The sequence below is a fragment of the Acidithiobacillus marinus genome (assembly GCF_002847505.1).
GTDB classification, from domain to species: Bacteria; Pseudomonadota; Gammaproteobacteria; order Acidithiobacillales; family Acidithiobacillaceae; genus Acidithiobacillus; species Acidithiobacillus marinus.
Genome location: NZ_MXAV01000044.1, coordinates 146208 through 166760 on the forward strand (window position 1 = coordinate 146208; position 20553 = coordinate 166760).

Sequence of the window (20553 nt, forward strand, 5' to 3'; positions counted from 1 at the left end):
TCAATGTGAGAAGACCTCCATGACTTTTTGGTCTTCTGAACCTGCCAGTAGTTCTTTGGCTCTGGCCAAATGTTCTGCAGCGCGTCCTCGATCACTATTGTCTGCCGTGAGCCAGATAGGAAATAAAGTAGTTTCTTCACGATTTTCATGCTTGGCCAGGGAACCAGACAACATGGCACAGATGGCAGGTAACATGTCATAGTCTTTTTCATCGAAGGTTTCTTCAACCAATCGGGATTGCACAATAATACTGTCATGTTCAAAAAGCATATCGGCCAGCGGTCCTTTTTCCTCACCGCCCCCCAGTACCGGACCCAGTAAATTGTTTTCCAGATGGACGTGGCGACGTAATCCCAACCAATAGTCCTGGAAAATACGTTCTGCCTCAACAATACGATTTTCGTTGGCTGCAGCCAGAACCTGAGCGAATTGATGGTCCAGACGGTAATGGTCCCAGGTCAATAAATCGACAACATCCTTGGCTTCTGCTTCAGCGCGGGGCTGAACTACGATTTGCCAGAGGGCACCGTCACTTTCCATGCTCCAGGAGATGGCATCGCGCAACTGAAAAGCCACGGCACGCATCATGGCAGTGGGATCTGAATCACTCAGCACTTGCAGTCGTTGCCCGACGGACAAACGAATGGCTGCGGCGTATACCAGAGGCTGCGCTTCGGTATAGCTCATTCCCCGGACATCCAGCGCATTTTTCACGGACACATCATGAGCGGAGGAGGTTACATCAATTGCCATGAGAAATATCCTTTTTCAGAATGGTGCCCAGGGCCGGACTCGAACCGGCACGGCATAAGCCGAGGGATTTTAAGTCCCTTGCGTCTACCGATTTCGCCACCTGGGCGTGTAAATGTTGTTCTGTATTACCTGGCTCGGGTGAAGCAGCCAAAGCGGACCAACAATGTCTGCATCATAACAAGATCATTCTTCTCAGACCAGACAGATTGATCTCCTGTAAGGGTTGGCGTGTGAATTTTGCGCAGAAGTTCTGGTGAATGGCGGCGAAACAAGTCAAGGCTGCCCGTAGACAGAAGTTCGTCTAGCGGCTTGTTCATATCTTTTCAGCAGTTAAGTTGCAAAGCTTGCAAACAGACTGACCGGTCGGTATTATAGTGAAAGCATTTAGGATACTTATCACGGAGGCATCATGACCGATCTGTTTTCACCATTATCGCTGGGAAGTATCACCGCTGCCAATCGTATCCTGATGGCACCACTCACCCGTTGCCGGGCAGAAGGGGATCATGTTCCTACAGCGCTTATGGCTGAATATTATGCGCAGCGTGCGAGTGCCGGGCTGATTATCGCCGAAGCAACGATGATTCTTCCTGGAAATTCGGCATTCTGGCATGAGCCAGGCATTTATTCTGACGAACAAATCCAGGGATGGCGGCTGGTGACAGATGCGGTTCATCAGGCTGGCGGTAAAATAGCCTTGCAAATTTGGCATGGAGGTAGAGCCTGCCATCCTGATCTGAACGAAGGCGCTATTCCTGTTGCGCCGAGTGCGCTGGCCATCCGTAATGAGGAAGTACACACCCCTAAAGGCAAACAAGCTTATACCCTCCCGCGCGCCCTACGGGACGATGAAATTCCCGCCATTGTCGAAGGCTTTGCCCAGGCTGCCCGCAATGCCATGGCTGCAGGATTTGATCTGGTTGAGATCCATGGCGCCAATGGTTATTTACTGGATGAGTTTTTACGGGATGGGAGTAATTTACGCACCGGTCCATACGGTGGCTCGGTGGAAAACCGGTCACGTTTACTGCTCGAAACACTGACGGCTGTTGGGGAGGCCATTGGCATCGACAAAACCGGAGTCCGTTTATCACCTCTCAATAGCTTTAATGATATGCAAGATAGTGACCCGATTCACATGCTGGATTGGCTTACTACCCGCTTGAATGATTATGGATTGGCTTTCCTGCATCTGATGCGCAGTGATTTTTATGGCCGTCAGACGGGCGATACTGTGTCAGTAGCTCGGCAAAATTTTCGAGGGCCTTTAATTGTGAATATGGGTTACACGCCGGAAGAGGCCAAAGATGCTGTTGCATCAGACCAGGTAGATGCTGTTGCTTTTGGTACCGCATTTCTGGCTAATCCTGATTTACCAGAAAGAATTCATCAGCAGCACGGGCTGAATGAACCCGATCCAGCGACTTTCTATACCCCTGGTGCAAAAGGATATACGGATTATCCAACTATGGATGCATGATCATTCTTTAAGCGTTGATCCGTGAGAAATTTTTGCCGCCAGGCTACACCGGCCGGCGGCAAAAATGTTAATCACTTCGTTTTGCGGATGATTTACGCAGGACCAATATCTGGATCTATATCCAACGGATCACCCCACTCATGCCGCAGCTCTCCACGTCTTGCGTCAGGAACTTCGATTTCACCGAACAAGGCATGAAAATCTTTAAGATCCCCCGGCACTGTTGTCAGGGCTTGCAGGGATTCTCTGATTTTTCCTGCTTCTCTCGCGCTCAACGATACTGCCACGTTTTTATCTTCAATATTAACTTGCATGAGATTCTCCGTGATAAAAAGATTCCGGTTGACGAAAGTTATTATCCATGGAAAGTACAGCCTCGGCCGCCAGATAGGCAAAGTCTAAAGTGGATCTGTTTAATTCTCCGGCTTTTTTCAGCAGCGCATCAGAAACCTTATCCGCCTCTGCTTTGCTCATCATCAAGCGAAATTGACCATCTGCACTTTTTTCAAACTTCATGGTAACCTCCCAGTGTAGAAATAAGCATCGTTCATACGAACACCTCCTACGGTAGACCATCAAAGTAGAATAATGTTCCACGACATTTTCAGTATAGACCAGAAAAATCACAATGATTGTTCGCGATATCTGGAATATCAGTGAATTTCTATAAGTGCGCGATAATAAACAGCACCATTTGGTGATCCATATAGTCTAGCAGTCCATTACTCGCTGTAGGCTTCGCTTCTGGTAAGATCTCTATTTTGATGGATTTGCGCACTGCGCAGCAGGATGGTCAAACCTGTAGCAAGTAAGAAGTTGAGGATAAGAGCATAAAATCCAATATATCCAGGAATCAATAGTGATCCGATATGCAGGGTATATGCGGATTTCTGGAATCCGCTCTGAGCGGCTGCCCATACGCCCCAGACGAGGGCTCCAGCCCAGGCGACAAGGAGCGCCCGGGGATCAAACCAGCGTGTATAAATACCCGCCACCACCGCTGGCAGTGTTTGCAGAATCAGGATGCCACCCAGTAATTGAAGCTGAATAGCAAATTGGGTCGGCAAAAAGAGGATAAAAAGTAACGCGCCAAATTTTACCAGCAACGATATTTGCTTGGCCATACGGGTTTCCTGTTGAGCACTGCACTGCCGATGCAGGTAACTGCGGTAGATGTTGCGGGTAAAGAGGTTGGCGGCGGCAATGGACATGATGGAAGCTGGCACCAGGGCGCCGATGGCAATGGCCGCGAGACCTATCCCGACCATGTAGGGAGGAAAATAAGCAAGTAACAGTCCGGGAATGGCAAATTGTGGCCCATAGTCACGAAAATAAGGCGCGAGAGCGGGGAGGGAGGGAAGATGCGCGGCGTAGGCCATGTAACCGAGCAGAGCAATCAGCCCCAGGACAAAGGAGTAGGCGGGTAACAGGACCCAGTTACGCCGCAAGGTGTCAGTTCCCTTGGCAGCGAGAACCGCTGTACTGGCATGGGGATAGAGCATGAGACCCAAAGCCGATCCCAAAGCCAATGTCAGATAAAAGGACTGCAGGCCCCAATCATGCGGGGTGATGGGCGGTAGCAGCAAATGCTGCGCGGGAACGGCATGGAAAATGACAGCAAGCCCTCCCAGTTTCCAGGGTACGACAATGATCAGCGCCAAAACCGCCAAGTAAACCAGCAAGTCCTTGACCACCGCTATGCTCGCTGGCGCGCGGAGCCCACTTACATAGGTAAAGGCCGCCAGGATAACAAAGGCTATCACCAGCGGCGCTTCACTCCAGGGACCATGGGTGTTGAAACCCAACGCGGCGATGACAACTTCTATGCCGACTAACTGCAATGCTATGTAGGGCATGGTCGCGACGATGCCGGTTATAGCCACCGCCAAGGCTAGAAGCGGGCTGTCATAACGAGCTGCAACAAAATCGGCCACAGTGACAAATCCATGTTCTCTAGCCACGCGCCAAAGTCGAGGTAATATTGCAAAAACCAAAGGATAGACCAGAACCGTGTAAGGAAGGGCGAAAAATCCCAACGCTCCAGCACCAAAAACCAGGGCGGGTACAGCCACAAATGTATAGGCTGTGTACAGATCGCCGCCAATGAGAAACCAGGTGATCCAGGTTCCGAAGCGACGGCCCCCAAGCCCCCATTCTTCCAGGTGGTGCATGTTACCCCGCTGCCAGCGAGCGGAAGCAAAACCCAGAACAACAATGACCAGAAAGAGGATGGCAAAAACAGCGAGAGTGACCGGGTTCATTGGCATGACCCCAGACGTCTATAGGCTAAATAGAGGAAAACGCTGGAGAGAGGTACCCAAAGAATCTGCCACCAGTAAAAAAAGGGAATGCCCAAAAGCTCCGGGTGAATACGATTGTAGAAAGGTACTGCCAATACTGCCACACAGGGTACTGCTAAGAGGGCAACGCCCTGCCATCCCAATCTTTTTTTTGCCACCGACTGTTCCTCATTATTTGGACGGAGCAGCATAACAAAAAGTGCTGGATGAACAAATACCTAAACCGGCAAAGCTGGGCTTGGCAGGACCAGCAGAACTACAACTAAAAGATACCCAAAATCGAAGCGCATTAATGCAGCAGAGGCCGACTGCAATCACCCCTATCAGGTAACACAGCCAGCCCCTCTGATTCCATCAAGTCATCAAGCCAAATCAAAGCGATCCAGATTCATCACCTTGGTCCAAGCCGACACGAAATCCTGGACAAACTTAGCTTCTGCATCCGCACTGGCATATACCTCGGCAATAGCCCGCAATTCGGAGTTGGAGCCAAAAATAAGATCCACCCGTGTCGCTTTCCACTGCTGCATCCCGGTTTTACGGTCATAGCCTGAAAAAGTGTCTCCTGTCTCCGAGTCCGCTTTCCACTCCGTAGCCATATCCAGAAGATGAATGAAAAAGTCATTACTGAGCACTCCTGGCCGATCCGTAAACACCCCTTCCTGGGACTGCGCATAGTTGGTTCCCAAAACCCGCAGACCGCCAATCAACACCGTCATTTCCGGGGCGGTCAGCTGCAATAGCTGGGCTTTGTCCACCAGCAGAACCTCTCCGCGTACCTTTGCAGCCCTAGCGCTACGATAATTGCGAAAGCCATCGGCGATCGGCTCCAGAGGCTCAAAAGAGACGACATCTGTCTGCTCTTGAGTCGCGTCCATACGTCCCGCACAGAAAGGAACCGTAATACAATGACCACCCTTGCTGGCAGCCGCTTCAATGGCCGCAGCACCTCCAAGAACGATGAGATCTGCCAAAGAAACCCGTTTATCCCCGCGCTGTTGTCCATTGAAATCAGCACGAATGCTTTCCAGAACCTCCAACACCTTTGCCAGTTGCTGAGGCTGGTTGACTTCCCAATCCTTTTGCGGCGCCAAACGGATTCGCGCCCCATTGGCCCCACCACGCTTGTCTGATCCCCGAAAAGATGCTGCCGCTGCCCAGCTGGTTGCAACCAGTTCAGAGACGGTCAAACCTGCATCCAGAATTTTGGTCTTGAGAAAGGCTATATCCTGTCCGTTGATAAGGGGATGGTTCCGTTTCGGGATGGGATCCTGCCAGATCAAATCTTCCGCCGGTACTTCCTTGCCCAAATAACGGGTTTTGGGGCCCATGTCCCGATGGGTCAACTTGAACCAGGCACGCGCAAAAGCATCTTCAAAGGCTGCCGGATGGGTGTAAAAGTGATGGGCTATCGGCTCATAGATTGGATCAAAACGCAGCGCCAGATCCGTCGTGAGCATGGTCGGGCGATGATGTTTGGCGGAATCGTGGGCATCCGGAACCTCATGGGGTGCATCTTTAGCCACCCACTGGTGCGCGCCCGCCGGGCTTTTGGTTAGTTCCCATTCATAGCCGAACAGGGTTTCAAAAAAACTGTTGTCCCATTGGGTCGGCGTTTTGGTCCAGGTGACCTCAAGACCACTGCCAATCGTGTCCCCGCCCTTGCCACTACGAAAACTGCTTTTCCAGCCTAATCCCTGATCTTCAATCGGCGCGCCTTCTGGCTCAGGACCAACATGACTTGCAGGACCAGCACCATGGGTTTTCCCGAAGGTGTGCCCTCCGGCAATCAATGCCACAGTTTCTTCATCATTCATGGCCATGCGTCCGAAAGATTCCCGTATATCCACAGCAGCGGCGAGAGGATCGGGATTTCCTCCGGGACCTTCCGGGTTGACATAAATCAAACCCATCTGCACTGCTGCCAGGGGATTTTCAAGGTCACGCTTCCCCGAATAGCGGTCGGCATCACTCAGCCATGTTTTTTCCGATCCCCAATAAACGGATTCGTCAGGTTCCCAGACATCCCTGCGTCCACCGCCATAGCCGAAGGTTTTGAAGCCCATGGATTCCAAGGCCACATTTCCGGCAAGGACCATCAGATCGCCCCATGAGATACTCTGGCCATATTTCTGTTTAATCGGCCATATTAAGCGCCTTGCCTTATCCAGGAGAACGTTATCCGGCCAACTGTTGATCGGCGCAAACCGCTGTTGTGCTGCACCCGCACCACCCCGGCCATCACCCGTGCGATAGGTTCCGGCCGCATGCCACGCCATTCGAATCCACAAAGGACCATAGTTTCCAAAATCGGCTGGCCACCAATCCTGAGAGTCGGTCATCAATGTGCGCAGATCGGCTTTAACGGCATCTAAGTCCAGTTCATTGAAAGCCTTTGCGTAATCAAAATCTGCATCCAAGGGATCTGACAAGGAAGAGTTTTGGCGTAATAGGCCAATATGGAGACGTTCTGGCCACCAATCGCGATTGGACTGCACTTCTCCAGCAGCAGCGGTATTATGAAATGGGCAATGCATTTCTGTTGACATGATACATCCTCCTTCAAGCGAAACTTCATCAAGAATGGATAGTTGCTCAGCAAGCAATAGCGAAGTGCAACAGCTGTTGTTAATATACTAAATATATATATTATATGTTTAAATATAGACTTGGTATAATATCTTGTCAAACCTCTTGGGCGGTGCAAAAACTTTTACAAATCTATGCTACGGAAATCCACAGTAGACGCTTATCATCGCATCTTTTATGTTGCCGTGATCCGCGCGGTGGAGCAGTTAGATATGGATAGAATGAAGCCCACTAAGGCCGCGCATGTCAGCTCTACTACTTTATCGCAGCGCCGCCCAATCCCGGTCAAACTGCTTTCTGAGCTGGGTGACTGCCTGACCATTCAATAGCAGACCCATTTCCCGATTCTTTTCCAAGCTGGTTTCCGTGAAATTCTCCGAACCCAAAAAAGCCAGCTTTTCGCCGGTAACTGCCTTGGCGTGCATGTATCGGGGCTTCACCGGCAACAACCGCACCTGCACCCCATGTTGCTCCAGAAACGCCACGTCCTGTTTGTCCTGGGTGTTGATGCTGGCCGGCAGGATGACCCGCGCCAGGCGTCCCTTGGCGGCGATGGCGTCCAAAGTCGGTTTGTATGGCCCCATTTCTTCAGATTCTATGTCTATCGGCCCCGGTTGACGGATGACGCTGATGATTTGGGCTGCAGAAGTGCCAGGCGAAAGGACGAGAACGTGATGGGCATAGGCCGGAGCGCGATGATTGTGCCAGTCGGCATTGAAAACAGCGTTTGCTGCCTTCACTACAGTGGGGTTTTGGGTGACATACAGATACTCCCGGTTACGATGGAAAGCAGACCAGTCGAAGTTGGCCGTCCCGATTTCCGCCTCGTGGCCGGTCACCACATACTTGGCATGGAGAAAAGCATAGTGATCCCCATGGCTGGTAAAACGATAAGGAGCGAGCTTCAGGGTGGCTCCGGTTGCCTCGATTTCTTTTTCTTCCTTGCGGACTTCCCAGGGCTTCATGCCGTAGGGCTTGCCCTCGATGATGACGCGCACCTCCACACCGCGCGCATGGGCGGCTTTCAAGGCTTTGAGAATGGGGCGATCGGAAAGATAATACACCCCCACGCTGACCTCGTGGCGGGCGTGGTTGATCAGGTGAATGATGGGGAATACCCCCGCATGAGGTTCGATATAAAGCATCATGCTTCTCCCGGATTCTCCAGCTCTGCAAATTTTGCCGCCATGGTGGGGTTCTTTTTGGTCAGCTTCTTGATGGTCACGCCCTGGGCCTTGTCGTTGGCCAGGCGCAGGTTCCGATCAGCGCCCAGCAGGGCATCCTTGGTTTTCTGCAGGTGATCTATGGACTTGTCGATCTCGTCAATGGCGGTCTGGAAGCGCCGCGAGGCCAAGTCATAGTTCTTGCCGAAGGCCTCCTTGAAACTTTCCAGATCTTCCTCGAAGTGGGTGATGTCGATGTTCTGCGCGCGCACCAGCGCCAGTTCCGCCTTGTACTCGGCAGCGTTCATCGCCGCATTGCGCAGCAAGGAGATCATGGGGATGAAAAATTGGGGGCGAATGACGTACATTTTGGGATAGCGATGGGACACGTCCACAATGCCGTTATTATAGAGGGCATTGTCGGCTTCCAGCAGGGAAACCAGGACGGCGTACTCGCAGTCTTTTTCCGTTCTGTCACGGTCCAGCTCCTTCAAAAAGTCCTCATTCCGCTTTTTGGTGGCGGTTTCGTCCATTTCGTTCTTCATCTCGAACATGATGGAGATGATTTCCGTCTGATTTTCGTCGTAGTCGCGGTAGATATAATCGCCCTTGCTGCCGCTACGCGCATTGTTATCCTTCTCGAAATAAGCCTTGGCAAAGGCCGTGGGCCGGAGTCGATTGAACTCGATCTCGCAATGCTGTTCCAGGCTTTCCCCGACCATCTTGGTGGAAAGCCGGGCCTTCATGTCGCGCAGACGCTCGATGGCCGCATCCCGGTCCTTGAGTTGATCTTCGTAGCGTTCCTTGAGGGATTTCTCCGACAGGTGCTTCTCCAGCTCTGTCTGTTTCAGCGCGTGGCGGGCTTCGTCGCGCTCGATCTCGATCTGCCGTATCGCCTCAGAGACGGCGAGCTTCTGTTCAGTGTTGAGGGACGCCAGTTGCGCGCGCAGGGCTTGAATTTCCGCATCCTTGGTCATTTGCAACGCCTGGATTTCCTGCTGTTTACTGGCCGCTTCCAGTTTGGCCATGGACGTCAGCTGTTCCCGTAGCTTGGAGATTTCGGCATCTTTCTCTGCGGCCTTTTTTTGCTCCTGAGCCAGTATTTCGGCTTTGACCTGCCCCAAAGCACTTTGTTTCTCGCGTTCGGCAAGTGCCAGGCGGTCGTGGATCTGCTTTTCAAAGTCCTTATCGCGGACCTGTTTCAGGATATCGGCATAGCCAGCATCATCCAGCTTGAATTCTTTATGACAGTGGGGGCAGATGATTTCCTGCATGGAACACGTCTCCTGTATAGCGCGAACAACTCCGGATAGTTCTGGACGTTACCGCTTCACAACCCGCCCCGATACTTGAACGACAGCTCATGACATTGCGGGCAGACAAACACCTGCACCTTGAGCTTCTTTTCAAAGGCTTCTTCGCCGTCGTCGGCCATCTGTCCGGCAATCATACCCAGAGCCGCGCCGCCCAATCCGGTTAATCCGCCCATGCGGATACCATGAGCGCCCATGTCCTGCATCTGCGTCTGACAGCAGGGGCAGGTGGCGGTGATGTTGTCCTGATGTTCGCCGAATCCAAACATGGTTTTTCTCCTTTACAGGTAATCGTAATATGGATTGTGCCACATATTTCAAAGCGATGAATGCGAATGTTGATAATCATTCATCACTTTCTTAATGCGGGCGGTGAACATTCCGATGCCACAGGCTCCAATGATCAGTCGATGGATCGCTCGCGTGGCTCCTACGTAGAACAGCCGCGCTTCTGACATACGCCTCGATTCATTATATCCAATCGGGAATATCCAGAAGATTCAGAGTAGCTCAAGAGAGCACAGGATCAGATTTCGGACTTGCCACGCTCAAAAAGCCAGTTGCGAGGGTGGGTAATTTTGGTTTTGTTACCCAGAACGTTACCCAAAAAAGAAAATCGGCCAAGAGGAAACTCTTAAGCCTTTGTTTTATTTGGTGGGTTGTGAGGGGATCGAACCCACGACCCGCTGATTAAGAGTCTCAAAGTCCAGCATTTATCACGTTTTATCTACCCCCCTGTATCTTGACATATCATGCACTTAGCTGGATACTACCTTTACCGACATTGACCGATTTACCGCTAAAAGGTTAGCCTGAGGTTAGCCCACGGTTAGCCCGGCTAACTGGAGTCTCAAGGTCCAAAGGGAGCACGTCATGGCCGAGAAGATGCAATTTACCAAGGCCCGCATTGCGGCGGTGGAGCCGGTCCCCGGCAAACGGATCACCGTCTATGACGAAACACAGAAGGGGCTCTGTATCCGCGTTACACCAGCCGGAGCCAAGGCGTTTTATTGCGTTCGCAAGGTGGAGGGAAAAGTGGAGTGGGTACGCATTGGCGATGCCGCCGCCGTGACCATTGAGACGGCCCGCACCACCACCGCCGAGATCATCAACGACATTGCCAGAGGAACCAACCCCGCCGAACAGAAGCGCATCAAGAAAGCGGAGATGACATTCTCTGACCTGTTTGCGGAGTGGGTGAAGGAGTGCAAGGCCAAGGGTAAAAAGAGCCTGGGCAACGATGAGCGCAACTATCGTCTGCACCTGCAAGGCATCGCCAAGAAGAAGTTGTCAGAGATCGAGCGCACCCATATCCGCACGTTACACAGGAAGGTCACCACCGGAGCCGGTATCTATCAGGCAAACCGAGTCCTAGCCCTCACCCGCGCCGTGTTTAACTTCGGTATCAAGACGCTGGATATACCCAACCTGACCAACCCCGCAGCCGGGCTAAAGATGAATCGGGAGGAAAGCCGGGATCGTCGTCTGCACCTCGACGAAATGCCCAAGTTCTTCGAGGCGCTGGCGACCGAACCCAACCGAGATATGCGGGATTACTTCATGCTCTCGCTGCTGACCGGAGCGCGTCGCTCCAATGTGCTGGCGATGACCTGGGCAGAAATCAATCTGGATCGCAGAACGTGGACCATCCCCGGCTCCAAGGCGAAGGCTAAGGACAATATCGTTGTGCCCCTCACCGATGCCGCTATTGACGTGCTCAAGGCCCGCGCAGAGGCCAGCGGAGCACAAGGATGGGTATTCCCCGGCTCTGGAGCTACAGGGCATCTTGTGGAGCCTAAGAAGGCATGGAAAGGGCTACTGCAACGCGCAGGCATTGAGGACTTGCGCTTGCATGACTTGCGGCGTTCCCTGGCATCCTTCCAGATCGACGCGGGGGTGTCTCTGGCCGTCATAGGTAAGGGACTAGGCCACCACTCGCAGCAAACGACCGCCGTCTATGCAAGGTTGGCTCAAGACCCTGTAGCAGACGCCTGGCAGAAAGGCACCGATGCCATTCTGGTGGCTGCTGGCGTCAAGAAAACTGCCGAGGTTGTGCCTTTGAAGAAGGGGCGTAAACATGCCTGAGATCAGCCGCTTTTACGGTATCGTTTTAGCGATGTTCTGGCGTGTGGAGTAATCGCCATGCTACATATCACCGAAGCAAAAGCCCTCCCCGGCTATCGCCTGCACGTCCAATTCAGCAACGGACAGGAGGGCGATGTGGACCTATCCCAAGAACTGACCGGCCCGGTATTCGACGCATTACGGGATGATGACCTGTTCAGCCGGGTAGAGGTCCACAGCCTGTTCCATACAGTGACATGGCCCAACGGCGCAGACCTTGCACCCGAATACCTGCTGGACCTGTTACAGCACCAGCAAGGGCACGCGGCATGAAAACCGACTATGACGCCACCGACGATATTCTGGTGCTCCACTTCACCGACAAGCCGGTCAGCCGCGAGGTGTCGCAAGACTGGAACCTGAATATTGCCTATGCCGATGACGGAAGCATTGTGGAGATCGTCATACTCGACGCCAAAGCGTCCGGCGCTTGGCCTGTACCGCAGCACGCGGCTTAAGTTTCACCGCCGATTCATAGCTCGACGGAGCGAAAACGGGAAACCTTCACCCGCTGGAATCGGCACCTATTCCCGAAGGAAGCGCAGAGAAGGAGCGCATGATGGATGCCGAATACCGACAGTGGCGCAGTGCCCTTGCCGCTGAGTTGCGACCATGCATGGAAGGGCTGCCGGATGATTTGGCGCAGCTTATTATTGCCGCAACCTTAACGAACAACGCTTATGAACACGCATCCTACTGGGATGCAATGCGCGAGGTCTTTACCGATACCGGCCAATCATACGACGCCATAAAATCTCAGGCAGAAATATCAGCGGGACTTTTCCGGCGCGTCCTGGATGATTATGAAGGCAGGAGCGTTTATGACGCCACACTAAATCTGCCACCTACGAATAACGGAACCTTTCACATTATAGCCAGATCGTTTGTATCGCCTGTGTTTTGTACTCACATAAACCTAATTGGCGAACCCCTACACAAATCGACTTTTTTCTACACCCTAGTTACCGGCTGTAGTTGGGCATGGGACGACGCAAAAAATGTGCATAGTTCAATGGAAGCAAAGGCCGAATATGCCGCAGGAGTAGAGCAGGTTTTTATTTCAATACAAAATCTTATAGAGAGCATGGAAAAACACTTGCCATATATAGGCGAACAGACACCCATGCTGATTAGGTATGCAGACTGGGATAGCCGAAAAATAGAGGCTGAGATATTCCGCACCGATTTGGTAGATATGGAAACCGGGATGCACCTTAAAAGAACTGATTTTACAGAGCCGCCACCATGCCCAAGCGTTGAGGCCGCGACAGAATCGGGCGAGCCAACACTAAACCAACTACTTGGAATGGTTCGCAGTAGGATTCTTAACACTTTTGAAGATTTAGCCATGCCCTCATTGGGCAACGCTGCCGAGGAGGTAATCGGACAGAGTCGAAAAAAGAAAGGCGAGATCGTCCAATTATACTTGCGTTCAATCTTTGAAAAACTACGCCAGATGAGTTTTCCGATAGAGGGGCACATCGAAAACCACATTTTACCCATTGCCCGGATCGTATCTGGTTTAGAGATGGAACCGCACCATATCCGGCAAGCATGGAAGAAGTGGAGCGAATACAGGGGTTACTTCCGAATGTAGCCCGCTGAGACATTCGCGCATTTCCAGACCCGCGAATCTCGCAGGAGAAAGACCACCGCTTCACCCAACATAAGCGCCATCACCCATAACCGATAGGCGCTTTCCCATGCAAACCGAACCCGATTTACTCCACCGCGAGATCGTCAAAGAAATAGCGGGTACCCTCGGTTTTACCGAGAAGAACGTACCCACACAGATCAACGAAGGGCAGGCATCCATTGTTCTGGACGTGAAGCCCGCAACACTCTGTAACTGGCGCTGTACTGGCCGCTATAACCTGCCCTATGTGAAGACTGGCCGCCTTGTCCGTTACCGCGTCGCTGACCTGGCCGAATGGATCGCCAAGCGTCGCACTGGCATGGAGGGGTAAGCCATGCAGACACAAAAAAGCCGCCCGGCAAGGACGGCATACGCAACATCGAACGACGCCCATTTTATCAGCATCAGTATAGGAATGGTACGCAATGCACACGATCCCCGGATTACCCCCCGCGCTTTGTCGTGGAGCGAGTTCTGCAATGACCTGATGCAGTCAGAGGTGCGAGAGGTGAAAGACGGCACAGGCTTTGTGCTGGCGCGATTCAGCACTCCTCACCGCGCAGGCAAGAATGTTGTCGCCATTACTGCACTGGGCTTTGACGTGGACGGCAAGGATCAGGCACCGCTGCCACCGATCGCCGCGCATGAGGAGCTATCACGCCTGGGCTGGCTGCATTTGATTTATACCACCTGGAGCCATAGCGCCACGGCCCCCCGGTATCGGATCATCATTGCCCTGGACGCACCCCTGCACCCCGACGCGCTGAGGGACGCGCAATCCTATGTGGTGGACCAGTTGCCTGGGGGTGTTGCACAGGCTATTGACCGCGCCTGCATAGGAGACCGCGCTAGGCTTTACTACGCACCAGCAACGCCGCCGGATCGCGCAGATGGATATGAGTTCTACGCCGGGGGGTTAGCCCCGCTGAGTGCCAAGACGCTGACATTGATAGCCGCTGCCATTCAGCACCAAAGAGAGACGAAGAAGGAACACAGCAAAGCGATGACGGCACGAATCGCATCGCGCGGTGGCGTCTCGGTTATCGAGCAGTTTAACGAGCAGCACACTGTCGATGAGGTTTTGGAACACGCAGGCTACACCCGAAAGGGCAAACGCTGGGTATCCCCGCATAGTCATAGCGGGACGCCTGGGATCGTGGAGATCGAGGGGCGCATATTTTGTCATCATGCTGATGACCCGCTGCATAACGGGCACGCACTGGATGCCTTTGACGCCTTTGCAGCCATATACCACAACGGCGATTTGCGCACCGCTGCTGCTGCTGTTCGTGGAGGTGTCGCATGATCGACCTGACGGCCGTTATCGACCCACGGGAAGCATTGGAAGCCGTCGCGGTTGCCTCTGCCGAATGGCCTAACCTCGAGCGGATCGGTTCAGACCTGCCGCCTGTCCCGCAGATGGATGTGGAGGCGCTGCTGCCCGCGCCCTTGGCCGGGTATGTCCTGGATGCCGCGCGTAGGAAGGTGGCACCGCCTGAGTTTGTGGCTGTCAGCTTGCTGGTTAGCCTGGGCGCTTTGATCGGGGCAAGGTGTGGAGTCAGGCCCAAGCTGCGGGACGACTGGATCGTGGTCGCGAACTTATGGGGCGCAGTGATCGCGCCACCGAGTAAAAAGAAATCGCCCTCTATGGCCGATGGTGTGAAGCCATTGAAGTGGCTTTCAGCAAACGCCCGCGCCAAACACGCCAAGGCGATGGAAGCCTACCGGGAAGAAGTTGAGCAGCATGACGTGATGATGGCCGCAGCAAAAAAAGCATTATCTAAAGCTGCCGACGCAGACGATGCCGAAAAGCTGCAAGCAGCCAAGGTCCGCATAGCGGCACTGAAAGAATCAAAGCCACAGCCGCCTGTCATGAAGCGATACACGACCAACGACGCCACCATCGAAAAGCTGGGCGACCTGCTGGTGGAGAATCCCCAAGGACTGCTGACCGAGAGGGACGAGCTTGCCGGGTTGCTGTTGTCTTTCGAGAAATCCGGGCACGAATCAGATAGAGCTTTCTACCTGGAGGCATGGAACGGCACAGACGGGCACGAGGTTGACCGCATTGGTCGCGGTTCCCTGTATATCCCCAACCTGGCGTTATCGGTTCTCGGCGGTATCCAACCCGAACGATTAGAGAAGTACCTGGACAGTGCCGCCAAGGACACAGGCAACGATGGATTACTGGCGCGTTTTCAGTTGATAGTATGGCCCGACTCCATGAGGTTCGAGTGGAGGGATGCCGCGCCCGATAAGGTCTTGCGCGATGCCGTGTACAAGATATTCGAGACGCTGGACGACGACGACTTTATCGGGGCCTGGGGCGCTGAACCTGCCGATCAATTCCGTAGAATCCCGTCATTTAAGTTGTCCAAAGAGGCCGCACAAGCCTTTATTGCATGGGATACCAATCTACAAACCCGCGTCATGCCCTCTTGTGCCCCGGTATTACAGGAGCATTTCGGGAAGTATGAAAAACTGGTCGCCGGCCTTGCCTTAATTCTGGACATGGCCGAACGCGCAGACGTGAGTGGGATGATCGGGCCGGTCCGCGAAAAACCCATGTTGCGAGCAATAGCCTGGGCGGATTTTCTCGGTGAACATGCCCGTCGCGTTTACCACCTATGGATGCACCCGGAGGTCAGAGCCGCGCAGAAGTTGAGCGATGCACTATTACAACGCAAGTTGCCCGATCCTTTCAGTACCGCTGACATTCAGCGCAAGGGATGGGCGGGCCTAGGCTCACCGAAAGAGATTACCGCCGCCTTGGAGTTTCTGGAGTCAACCGGATGGGTGCGAGCAACACCAAAGCCGGAGACGCCGACCGCTGGGCGACCGTCCAAGACATACGCCGTCAATCCAAAAATTCACCGCGCAAACGCAAAACAGGAACCTATTAAACCTACTAAACCCCCCAAGGATGAATTAAATAGGTTAAATAGTGTGTCATCTAGCGTTTGTGAAGATAATTTTTCAGATGACCCTGACGATGAAATTCTCGACTTCGGGGGTGATGAGTGAAGCCCGCGCAGATCGTGGTGGATATTGTGGACGCTGGGGGTGCTGTCTGGGTTGAAGCCGGGCACCTGAAGGCAAAACGCATCCCCGCGCACCTGATCCCGCATATCCGCGAAAACAAGGCCAGTCTGCTGGCGCTGTTATCGCCACAGCCATTTGTGGCCCCGCTCCCGTCTGAGCAATGCGCTGATGACTACGCAATGGCTGAACGCTTGGCTATTCAGGCTGAGAGCATGGATTACACCACCGCACCCGCTCCGATGCAGCACAGCGCAGCAATGGCCCCGCAACGGGTGTCTTGTGGGCAATGCTGCCGCTTTCAACCTGGACCGCAGCCGCTATCCATTGGCGTCTGTTTAGCGACTAGTCACGGATTACCACCGGAAGGCGGATCAGGTTACAAGGCCGCTTATCCAATGGCTGTCAGATCGTGCCCTGAGTATGCGGGGGTGGCGTCATGATTACACGTCCGAGAATTACGCTTGCTTACGTCCGAGAGCTACGATCCGGCCGCCTATCCCGTAGGGTGTCCATTCTGGATAGGCTGGTTGATGAGCCAGCCCTACGCACCGAGCTGGTGGATGCTGCATTGCGAGCTGATCGGGGCAAGCGGCACACCGTGTTTACATGGAGAGGGCACACATGGCGTCTGGGATACACGAATTTCCGGGCCTTGGTATGGATCAAGTTCCGTGGCCGCTGGTGTCCTGCTGTTTGCAGGTGGCACTAGCCATGACCCGGCATATCCGCACCCTGGAGAAACAATTCCCCGGTATCCAGATCAGCCGTACACGCGGAGGACATCTGGTCGCCACCGTAGGCACCAGCCGCATTTATATGGCCGCTACACCATCCGACCATCGAGCCATTCACAACATCGCCGCCATGATCCGGCGAGCAGAAAGAGGATTGAACCCATGACCATCATCGCAGCTTGCGTAATCACGTTGAAAAAAGCCCCGACCTACCGCCTGGCGAAAGATGGCACGATGCCCGTCTGGTCAGCGTTTGGAGTCTCTGGTAACGATGCCATCCAGATCACAGCCTTCCGGGAATTGGCCGAGCAGATCAATTTCGGGATGCTTGGGGAAGGCGATGCAATAAGCGTTACCGGCACCCTCTCACTGAGCACCTGGGAGGATAAGGGCGGGGTAGAGCGTTCAGGATTGAAGTTGATTGCATCCAAGGCCGAGCCAGTCACACCACCGGCACCCAAGCGCAGGGCATCCAGTCCACGGCGCAGCAATGCCAGTGCGCCACCCACACCACCGACGGCTGCACACGATGATTTTGACGACTATGGGAGGTTCCAGGCATGACCACGAAATCGAAACCAAAGGCACCAGCACCAGCAACCGACGTTGTTATCATTGAAGGCGACCCGGACACCCCGGAGAAGGACGCCGCGAGAGCCGCAGCCCTACCCACAGTGCAAGCCGCGTTCACTATGGGAAAATACACATGGGCCGGGGTTAAGGCCGAGCCTGGCCCGCTAATCGCTGAATTGAGTTCACAGGCCCGTCGAGTCATAGGCGGCGACATGACGCGCATCGAGGGTATGCTGGTCAGCCAGATGCACACGCTGGACGCCATGTTCAACAGCCTTGCCCGGCGAGCAATGGACACCGAAAACGCGGATCACGTCAAAATGTGGCTGACCGCATCGCTCAAGGCACAACGGCAATGCGTCCATGCTGCCGAGGCGCTGGCGACCCTCAAAAATCCCGCCGTGTTCGTGGGCAAGCAACAGATCAATCAGGCCACCGGACCCATGCAGATCAACAATGGGACACCCGCGCCCGTCCCTGTAAAATCAGATCAGGACACCGAACTAAAGGGGATTACCCATGAGCATATCGAACGGCTGGACACCGGAGCGCCGAGCAAGGCAGGCCGAGATGATCCGGCAATGGCGACCGTGGGAACAGTCGACCGGACCAGTAACAGAAGTGGGAAAAGCCAAGGCCGCAGCTAATGCCAAGAGCAGCGGAGTGCGTGCTGCCCGGCGAGAGGTGCGGGCAGTCATGGCGTTGATTCGTGAGTATGACCGGCAAGAACGCGAAATCAGGAAGCTGATAAGGCCGTAATCGTGACCGCATGGTGAGCGGCAATGGTCAGCACTGATAAGGCGTTGCGGCCCATCGTGAACGCATTGTGACCGCATTGTGACCGCATTGTGACCACCCGCATGAATTACGCTCATGAGCGCGGCCTGTCCAAATCGAAACCAACCCCATGAATGACGTGTCTACGCTCAAATCGAATTAACCCCATGATTGGAGCACCGTCTGCCTGGATCACTGCTGGACGGAATAGGCCCGGCTAACCCGTTTTTCCTCCTGAGGTTAGCCCTGGGTTAGCCCGCAAAAATAAAGGCACCTAGCAAGTTGCGCTAAGTGCCTGTTTTATTTGGTGGGTTGTGAGGGGATCGAACCCACGACCCGCTGATTAAGAGTCAGCTGCTCTACCAACTGAGCTAACAACCCAAGAACCAAGCATTATAAAGATTTATGTAGAGAAGGCAAGAGCTGAAAACTCTCTTGAATTCCAAGGGTCTTCCCATGCTGCCTTCCCGAAAATTTAATGCATGACCTTTTGCCGCAGGCGGATAACGACCTCAACATTTTCAACTTCAGTTTCTGCAGGGATGTCCGGAAGCTTATTGATTTGCAGGGCACTGGCAGGAATATCTTGCAATTCTCCAGTATCTACATGATAGAAGTGGTGGTGCATAGAAACATTGGGGTCATAAAAAACTTTACCAGGCTCGACAATAACCTCACGTACCAGAGAATGATCGGCAAACAAACCCAGTGTATTATAAACAGTGGCTTTGGAAACCACTGGATAATCCGCATTGACACGTTGCATGATTTCTTCTGCCGAAAGATGGGCGCAAGACGAAAACAAAGCGTAACCAATTTCCACACGCTGGCTGGTGGGGTTCACACCCGCATCCCGCAGAATCTCTAAAACGCGCTGCTTATTCCAATCCTGATGATCCATGAATGGCCTCACTATAATTCTAAACAAAGTATAATTGTACCGCTAACTAATCCGCAGGGGAAGAGTTTGGATCTTTTTGAAAATGCGTAGCTGGCAGATAAGGCTTGATATCCACGGGTGGGGCTTGATCCGTCAGCGTAGATACGAGTATTTCTGCAGTTGCCGGAGCATTGGTGAGGCCATAGCGAAAGTGCCCGGCAGCTACATACAATCCTTTCCAGCCGGGAAGGGCGCCGATATAAGGCACGCTCTCCTGACTTCCGGGACGGAGCCCCGACCATTGTCTGATAATATGGTCACTGGTCAGCTCAGGCAGGAAATCATGAGCAAAATCCCAGAGCGTCTCGCGTGCCTCAGCTGTAACCGATTTATCAAATTGTACATTTTCACTGGTGCTACCCGCCAGAATCAGGCCGTCCTGTCGAGGAACCAGGTAATGCTGGTCACGCATGATCATGGAGTTGAGCATACCAGCTTGCCCTTGCAACAATAGCATTTGCCCCCTTACTGGATATATTTCCAGATGCAGCCTCGCACTTTCCAGCAACTTACCTGTCCAGGCACCCGCAGTGATGATGGCGTGGTTGGTTGGCCAGAACCCTCGCGTTGTTTCTAGTCCACAGAGTTGTCCATTATGAAACCGTCTAAATCCGGAAACTTCGGTATGTTCGATGATTTTAACACCCAGTTGACGACAGCGAAGCAAGAGTGCAGATAAAAGTCGAGGATTTCGTACTTGAGCCACTTCTGGACACCAAAGTGAAGGATGCAAACCATCTTCCTTACCCATTAACTGCCAGTTCAGCTGCCAGCGCTGAGCCCAATTGATAATATCAGCGGGAATCGTTTCGCGCTTCCCCGCCATGATGCGGAGTCCTGACAGATTCCACTGTGGATCGATGCCCGTCAGATTTTCTAATTCCCGGGCAAGCGCCTGATGCAGCGACATGCTGTAAAAACTTAGGCGCAGCAATTCCGGTGGATAATGCCAGGGATAGAGAGGGCTGAGAATACCGCCACCTGCCCATGAGGCCTCTTGAGCCGCTTGTCCCCGGTCCACAACGCAAACGTCAAAGCCGGCTTCAGCCAGCCGCATTGCAGCAATTAAGCCGATGACACCAGCACCGACCAGGATGACGCTTTCTCGCTTTTTTAGCACGTAGTATTT

23 protein-coding genes and 2 tRNA genes are annotated in these 20553 nt (G+C 53.3%); 12 read left to right on the forward strand and 13 right to left on the reverse strand.

The window, feature by feature from the left end; genetic code table 11:
- Both B1757_RS12295 and B1757_RS12300 read right to left on the reverse strand, forming a co-directional pair.
- Positions 1–753, reverse strand: coding sequence for a hemerythrin domain-containing protein (locus B1757_RS12295; protein WP_101538573.1), 753 nt, complete (start codon positions 751–753; stop codon positions 1–3).
- 21 nt (positions 754–774) lie between these two features.
- Positions 775–859 (reverse strand) — tRNA-Leu (locus B1757_RS12300).
- A 303-nt stretch (positions 860–1162) separates the two neighbouring features.
- Here B1757_RS12300 and B1757_RS12305 point away from each other — a divergent pair.
- The gene (locus B1757_RS12305; RefSeq protein WP_101538574.1) at positions 1163–2233 is read left to right on the forward strand and encodes an alkene reductase; all 1071 of its coding nucleotides are present in this window, start codon (positions 1163–1165) and stop codon (positions 2231–2233) included.
- Between the two features lie 92 nt (positions 2234–2325).
- On the opposite strand, the gene B1757_RS12310 is transcribed toward B1757_RS12305, so the two are convergent.
- From B1757_RS12310 to B1757_RS12345, 8 genes are all read right to left on the reverse strand, one after another.
- Positions 2326–2547 (reverse strand): hypothetical protein, encoded by a 222-nt coding sequence (locus B1757_RS12310; RefSeq protein WP_101538575.1) that lies wholly within the window; start codon positions 2545–2547, stop codon positions 2326–2328.
- Positions 2537–2749: a hypothetical protein gene (locus B1757_RS12315; RefSeq protein ID WP_101538576.1), complete on the reverse strand. Its 213-nt coding sequence runs from the start codon at positions 2747–2749 to the stop codon at positions 2537–2539. Before B1757_RS12315 ends, B1757_RS12310 begins: the two co-directional genes overlap by 11 nt.
- Positions 2750–2955: 206 nt before the next feature.
- Positions 2956–4494 carry a monocarboxylate uptake permease MctP gene (gene mctP / locus B1757_RS12320; RefSeq protein ID WP_101538577.1) on the reverse strand — a complete coding sequence of 513 codons (1539 nt, stop codon included), beginning with the start codon at positions 4492–4494 and terminating at the stop codon, positions 2956–2958.
- Entirely contained in the window at positions 4491–4724 is a 234-nt protein-coding gene (locus tag B1757_RS12325) for a DUF3311 domain-containing protein (protein ID WP_101538578.1), read from the reverse strand. The genes mctP and B1757_RS12325 overlap by 4 nt, the downstream gene beginning before the upstream one ends.
- Positions 4725–4895: 171 nt before the next feature.
- Positions 4896–7082 carry a catalase/peroxidase HPI gene (gene katG / locus B1757_RS12330; protein ID WP_101538579.1) on the reverse strand — a complete coding sequence of 729 codons (2187 nt, stop codon included), beginning with the start codon at positions 7080–7082 and terminating at the stop codon, positions 4896–4898.
- A gap of 300 nt (positions 7083–7382) precedes the next feature.
- Positions 7383–8270 (reverse strand): phospholipase D-like domain-containing protein, encoded by an 888-nt coding sequence (locus B1757_RS12335; RefSeq protein WP_172437701.1) that lies wholly within the window; start codon positions 8268–8270, stop codon positions 7383–7385.
- Positions 8267–9559, reverse strand: coding sequence for a DUF2130 domain-containing protein (locus tag B1757_RS12340; protein WP_101538581.1), 1293 nt, complete (start codon positions 9557–9559; stop codon positions 8267–8269). Before B1757_RS12340 ends, B1757_RS12335 begins: the two co-directional genes overlap by 4 nt.
- Positions 9560–9615: 56 nt before the next feature.
- On the reverse strand, positions 9616–9867 hold the full coding sequence (locus B1757_RS12345; RefSeq protein ID WP_101538582.1) for a hypothetical protein: 252 nt from the start codon (positions 9865–9867) through the stop codon (positions 9616–9618).
- Positions 9868–10471: 604 nt separating this feature from the next.
- Between B1757_RS12345 and B1757_RS12350 the strand changes: the two genes are divergently transcribed.
- The 11 genes from B1757_RS12350 to B1757_RS12400 all read left to right on the forward strand — a co-directional run bounded on the left by B1757_RS12350 (position 10472) and on the right by B1757_RS12400 (position 18354).
- Entirely contained in the window at positions 10472–11683 is a 1212-nt protein-coding gene (locus B1757_RS12350) for a tyrosine-type recombinase/integrase (RefSeq protein ID WP_101538583.1), read from the forward strand.
- A 57-nt stretch (positions 11684–11740) separates the two neighbouring features.
- The gene (locus B1757_RS12355; protein WP_101538584.1) at positions 11741–11995 is read left to right on the forward strand and encodes a DUF2442 domain-containing protein; all 255 of its coding nucleotides are present in this window, start codon (positions 11741–11743) and stop codon (positions 11993–11995) included.
- Positions 11992–12180: a DUF2283 domain-containing protein gene (locus B1757_RS12360; RefSeq protein WP_101538585.1), complete on the forward strand. Its 189-nt coding sequence runs from the start codon at positions 11992–11994 to the stop codon at positions 12178–12180. Before B1757_RS12355 ends, B1757_RS12360 begins: the two co-directional genes overlap by 4 nt.
- Before the next feature lie 98 nt (positions 12181–12278).
- Positions 12279–13319, forward strand: coding sequence for a hypothetical protein (locus B1757_RS12365; RefSeq protein ID WP_143484260.1), 1041 nt, complete (start codon positions 12279–12281; stop codon positions 13317–13319).
- A gap of 106 nt (positions 13320–13425) precedes the next feature.
- Positions 13426–13689, forward strand: a complete 264-nt coding sequence (locus B1757_RS12370) for a helix-turn-helix domain-containing protein (protein WP_101538587.1) — start codon at positions 13426–13428, stop codon at positions 13687–13689.
- A gap of 3 nt (positions 13690–13692) precedes the next feature.
- Entirely contained in the window at positions 13693–14664 is a 972-nt protein-coding gene (locus tag B1757_RS12375) for a hypothetical protein (protein WP_101538588.1), read from the forward strand.
- Complete coding sequence (locus B1757_RS12380; RefSeq protein WP_101538589.1) at positions 14661–16382, forward strand: YfjI family protein; 1722 nt, start codon at positions 14661–14663, stop codon at positions 16380–16382. The genes B1757_RS12375 and B1757_RS12380 overlap by 4 nt, the downstream gene beginning before the upstream one ends.
- Entirely contained in the window at positions 16379–16840 is a 462-nt protein-coding gene (locus B1757_RS12385; protein WP_101538590.1) for a hypothetical protein, read from the forward strand. The genes B1757_RS12380 and B1757_RS12385 overlap by 4 nt, the downstream gene beginning before the upstream one ends.
- A gap of 181 nt (positions 16841–17021) precedes the next feature.
- Positions 17022–17300, forward strand: a complete 279-nt coding sequence (locus tag B1757_RS15475) for a hypothetical protein (protein WP_101538591.1) — start codon at positions 17022–17024, stop codon at positions 17298–17300.
- On the forward strand, positions 17297–17698 hold the full coding sequence (locus B1757_RS15480) for a single stranded DNA-binding domain-containing protein (RefSeq protein WP_101538592.1): 402 nt from the start codon (positions 17297–17299) through the stop codon (positions 17696–17698). Before B1757_RS15475 ends, B1757_RS15480 begins: the two co-directional genes overlap by 4 nt.
- Positions 17699–17919: 221 nt before the next feature.
- On the forward strand, positions 17920–18354 hold the full coding sequence (locus B1757_RS12400) for a hypothetical protein (RefSeq protein WP_253253850.1): 435 nt from the start codon (positions 17920–17922) through the stop codon (positions 18352–18354).
- A gap of 435 nt (positions 18355–18789) precedes the next feature.
- On the opposite strand, the gene B1757_RS12405 is transcribed toward B1757_RS12400, so the two are convergent.
- From B1757_RS12405 to B1757_RS12415, 3 genes are all read right to left on the reverse strand, one after another.
- Positions 18790–18865 (reverse strand) — tRNA-Lys (locus B1757_RS12405).
- Between the two features lie 94 nt (positions 18866–18959).
- Complete coding sequence (locus B1757_RS12410) at positions 18960–19385, reverse strand: Fur family transcriptional regulator (protein ID WP_101538594.1); 426 nt, start codon at positions 19383–19385, stop codon at positions 18960–18962.
- 46 nt (positions 19386–19431) lie between these two features.
- Positions 19432–20544: an NAD(P)/FAD-dependent oxidoreductase gene (locus B1757_RS12415; protein ID WP_101538595.1), complete on the reverse strand. Its 1113-nt coding sequence runs from the start codon at positions 20542–20544 to the stop codon at positions 19432–19434.
- Between the last annotated feature and the right edge of the window lie 9 nt (positions 20545–20553).

Coding starts and splice junctions, on each gene's coding strand:
- katG (WP_101538579.1), bottom strand. CDS start 7,082: ATGTCAACAGAAATGCATTGCCCATTTCATAATACCGCTGCTGCTGGA.
- B1757_RS12325 (WP_101538578.1), bottom strand. CDS start 4,724: ATGCTGCTCCGTCCAAATAATGAGGAACAGTCGGTGGCAAAAAAAAGA.
- B1757_RS12345 (WP_101538582.1), bottom strand. CDS start 9,867: ATGTTTGGATTCGGCGAACATCAGGACAACATCACCGCCACCTGCCCC.
- B1757_RS12335 (WP_172437701.1), bottom strand. CDS start 8,270: ATGATGCTTTATATCGAACCTCATGCGGGGGTATTCCCCATCATTCAC.
- mctP (WP_101538577.1), bottom strand. CDS start 4,494: ATGAACCCGGTCACTCTCGCTGTTTTTGCCATCCTCTTTCTGGTCATT.
- B1757_RS12365 (WP_143484260.1), top strand. CDS start 12,279: ATGATGGATGCCGAATACCGACAGTGGCGCAGTGCCCTTGCCGCTGAG.
- B1757_RS12355 (WP_101538584.1), top strand. CDS start 11,741: ATGCTACATATCACCGAAGCAAAAGCCCTCCCCGGCTATCGCCTGCAC.
- B1757_RS12370 (WP_101538587.1), top strand. CDS start 13,426: ATGCAAACCGAACCCGATTTACTCCACCGCGAGATCGTCAAAGAAATA.
- B1757_RS12350 (WP_101538583.1), top strand. CDS start 10,472: ATGGCCGAGAAGATGCAATTTACCAAGGCCCGCATTGCGGCGGTGGAG.
- B1757_RS12305 (WP_101538574.1), top strand. CDS start 1,163: ATGACCGATCTGTTTTCACCATTATCGCTGGGAAGTATCACCGCTGCC.
- B1757_RS12400 (WP_253253850.1), top strand. CDS start 17,920: ATGACGCGCATCGAGGGTATGCTGGTCAGCCAGATGCACACGCTGGAC.
- B1757_RS15480 (WP_101538592.1), top strand. CDS start 17,297: ATGACCATCATCGCAGCTTGCGTAATCACGTTGAAAAAAGCCCCGACC.
- B1757_RS12410 (WP_101538594.1), bottom strand. CDS start 19,385: ATGGATCATCAGGATTGGAATAAGCAGCGCGTTTTAGAGATTCTGCGG.
- B1757_RS12380 (WP_101538589.1), top strand. CDS start 14,661: ATGATCGACCTGACGGCCGTTATCGACCCACGGGAAGCATTGGAAGCC.
- B1757_RS12340 (WP_101538581.1), bottom strand. CDS start 9,559: ATGCAGGAAATCATCTGCCCCCACTGTCATAAAGAATTCAAGCTGGAT.
- B1757_RS12295 (WP_101538573.1), bottom strand. CDS start 753: ATGGCAATTGATGTAACCTCCTCCGCTCATGATGTGTCCGTGAAAAAT.
- B1757_RS12310 (WP_101538575.1), bottom strand. CDS start 2,547: ATGCAAGTTAATATTGAAGATAAAAACGTGGCAGTATCGTTGAGCGCG.
- B1757_RS12375 (WP_101538588.1), top strand. CDS start 13,693: ATGCAGACACAAAAAAGCCGCCCGGCAAGGACGGCATACGCAACATCG.
- B1757_RS12360 (WP_101538585.1), top strand. CDS start 11,992: ATGAAAACCGACTATGACGCCACCGACGATATTCTGGTGCTCCACTTC.
- B1757_RS12315 (WP_101538576.1), bottom strand. CDS start 2,749: ATGAAGTTTGAAAAAAGTGCAGATGGTCAATTTCGCTTGATGATGAGC.
- B1757_RS15475 (WP_101538591.1), top strand. CDS start 17,022: ATGGCGTCTGGGATACACGAATTTCCGGGCCTTGGTATGGATCAAGTT.